2 protein-coding genes are annotated in these 1,554 nt (G+C 66.9%); one reads left to right on the forward strand and one right to left on the reverse strand.

The genetic code is table 11. From position 1 onward, the window contains the following. Positions 1-43 precede the first annotated feature (43 nt). Positions 44-436, reverse strand: coding sequence for an SCO5389 family protein (locus MJ785_RS20015; protein ID WP_239313302.1), 393 nt, complete (start codon positions 434-436; stop codon positions 44-46). A 376-nt stretch (positions 437-812) separates the two neighbouring features. Between MJ785_RS20015 and bluB the strand changes: the two genes are divergently transcribed. Next, positions 813-1,490 carry a 5,6-dimethylbenzimidazole synthase gene (gene bluB / locus MJ785_RS20020; RefSeq protein WP_239313304.1) on the forward strand — a complete coding sequence of 226 codons (678 nt, stop codon included), beginning with the start codon at positions 813-815 and terminating at the stop codon, positions 1,488-1,490. Positions 1,491-1,554: the final 64 nt, after the last annotated feature.

A 1,554-nucleotide genomic window follows, 5' to 3' on the forward strand; every position in this document is an offset into this window, starting at 1 on the left:
CTTAGGGCCTGGTGCCGCACATCCGGTGGACGGGCGGCGCCGATCAGCAGTTGACGAATCCTGGCTGCTGGTTGAGGACCTGGCTTTCCGCCGAGACAAACCGCCGGTACTGCTCGCTGGCCACCGCCGGTGGGCGGAAGGCGGCCAGCCGATGGCAGTTCTGGAACGCCAGGGCCACCCCGAAGTGGCGTTCCAGCGCGCCGCGGATCGCGGTGCTTGCCAGCGCCCGCAGCAGCTGCCCCTGCTCGGCGTCATCCGCCGGTGGCACCTGGTTGTCGACAAAGTCACGGTCCGCGGCCGGCAGCTCGCCAGCGAGCCGTTCGACCAGGCCGTAGGCGTAGGGCAGGGACGCGCGGACGCAGGCGAGGAAGGCATCGTCGTCGACGCTGCCGTGTTCAGCCTGCGCAAGCAGTTCCGGGGAGACGGCCAGAGACACGGGACCTCCTGGGCAGAGGCGATCAGGACACATGCCAGCCTCATGGATGTGACAATCGTTGTCAATACAAGTTACCGATGCGCACCGGGACGATCTGTGCGCGCGGCGGCACGGCGGTACGGGAGGGCGACGAGGAAGGTCATCGTGATTGTTCTGGCCGCGTTGATGAAGATTACTTTTTCCATTGAGGAGCATGATCGGTTTTTTGGGTGGCGGATATGATCGAGACGGCATCGTTCGCGAGGTGTCCTGGGGAATCGGGGAGGACCGGGAAGCCGGTGAAGGCCGGGCGGTAGAGGTTGATCCGAGAGTCTGAAGACCGGTCTCGCGTGTGTGCCACCCGCTGGTCGGGTGGTCGGTCGGTGGGAGTCCTGCCATGCTGGTAGATCTCTACGACGTGATCAGTCGGCGTCGGGATGTACGTGCCCAGTTCACGGGGGCGCCGATGCCGCCGGGAGTCCTGGAGCGGGTGCTTGCGGCGGCGCATGCCGCACCCAGCGTCGGCCTGAGCCAGCCATGGGACTTCATCGTGATCGAGAGCATCCGGACCCGGCGGGCATTTCATGATCATGTTGAGGCGGAGCGGGCGATTTTTGCCGCGACCCTGACCGCGGACCAGGCTGCCCGCTTCACCCCGATCAAGATCGATGGAGTGTTGGAGTCCACGCTGTCCGTCGTGGTGACCTATGATCCGCGGCGTGGCGCGCCGGCGGTCCTGGGACGCCATGCCATCGCGGACACCGGGCTGTACTCGGTGTGTCTGGCAATCGAGAATCTGTGGCTGGCCGCGACAGCCGAAGGCCTCGGCGTCGGCTGGGTGTCGTTCTACCGTGAACAGGTCGTGCGCAGGCTGCTCGGTATCCCCGCCGGTATCCGGCCGGTCGCCTGGCTGTGCCTGGGGCCGGTGACACATCATGAGGTTGTCCCCGACCTGGAGCGGCACAACTGGGCATACCGCCGCGTCCTGCGGCAGGCGATCCATCACGAGAGGTGGCAACCGGCCGGGCCGGCGGATGGCGGGCCGGTGGACGGCGGGCCGGCAATACCGCGATGACGGTGCGTGTCGGTTCTTCGGCTCTCGGCTCTCGGCTCTCGGCTCTCGGCTCTCGGCTCTCCGG

Origin of the sequence: Protofrankia sp. CiT1 (assembly GCF_917627335.1) — a bacterium.
Classification (GTDB): domain Bacteria; phylum Actinomycetota; class Actinomycetes; order Frankiales; family Frankiaceae; genus Protofrankia.